1 protein-coding gene is annotated in these 1,262 nt (G+C 41.6%); it reads right to left on the bottom strand.

Going from position 1 to position 1,262, the window contains the following annotated elements:
• Positions 1-12 precede the first annotated feature (12 nt).
• A partial coding sequence (tssL, locus tag WH277_RS05390) for a type VI secretion system protein TssL, long form (protein WP_339504855.1) occupies positions 13-1,262 on the bottom strand: 1,250 nt, incomplete at its 5' end.

Below are 1,262 nucleotides of genomic sequence, written 5' to 3' on the forward strand. Positions count from 1 at the left end.
TTGCTAATCTCATCAATAAGTAACGAAGAATTCTACGCGCCTGTTTTGCGCACGACCTTCGGGGTTACTATTACTACTCACTGGCTGAGTATCGCCTACGCCTTGAGTATGTATTTTTTTCTCAGATAAACCGGTGTTAACAAAAAGTTTGGCCACGGCTTTAGCTCGTAATTCAGAAAGAATAGTGTTGTTTTCAATTCCAGACTTGTGAATGGGCGTTGCGTCGGTATGTCCAACAATAATTACATTGCCATTGACTCTTTGTACTTCTTTCGCTACTCGATTCATAACATAATCCATATCAGGTTTTACGGATGTTGCGCCGACTTCGAATATCGAATCACCCTTGAATACGACTTTACTTTGCTCTTTTGTCTCGTCAACACTGACTAAACCTTTCGCTATTTCATTTCTTAACAAGTATGCGAGCCTAAGTTTCTTAGCCTCTGGTTTTGCCACATTCACTTTCCGCATCGCAAGAATTTTATGCTCAATAACACTCTGGTTAACTGATAACCAATATTTATACCAAAAGAACGTTGATGAAATTAAAATTCCGCATAACAACAATGTCACGCGTACGGGAACGATCAATTTCTCACGTTTCGGCTTCCCACGGCTAACCAATCCGTGTGGCGATAAAATTGTCGAAGTCGTATCTTTTGTGCTTTGAATAATGGTAAGTAAACGCTGTCTGATTTTCGTCAGTTGGCGGTCACCATCTTCAATAATACTGTAACGACCTTCAAATCCAAGCCCAAGAATACGCAAAAGTACCTCAAGTACGTCTGCATATTCATGGGGATTCATGGAAAGACGGCCAACAAGCAGGAAAAATTTGTTGCCCCCGTCGTTATCACCTTCGAAGTGGTTAAGTAAGTTACTCTGTGACCAGCCCGCACTCTGTGCCCACGCTTTTTCATGCGCGGCTTCGTCCAGTGCGGTACACAGACAGTAGCGAACAATGGCCATTTTCTTCCACGAGACATCTATCTCATCGCAAACAATAACGAAGAGATTTATTTCATTTTTAATACTTCTTTTGAGTACTTCAACATGTTCGCTCGAGTCAACATGTTCAGGCATTTCACTTAACGCGCGAAGCAAATACTGGCTAGCTTCCAGTAGTGGATTTTCAGCCTGCCTGATGTTTACCAGCCGTTGCTGGACACTCTCACTTCTGAGCGATGTTTCGTTTAAATAGTTTTTCTCGCTATGAAGAAATCGCTCAATTTCATCATGTTCTTTACTTTCCTTAATAC

Origin of the sequence: Erwinia sp. MYb416 (genome assembly GCF_037479575.1) — a bacterium.
Classification (GTDB): domain Bacteria; phylum Pseudomonadota; class Gammaproteobacteria; order Enterobacterales; family Enterobacteriaceae; genus Erwinia; species Erwinia rhapontici.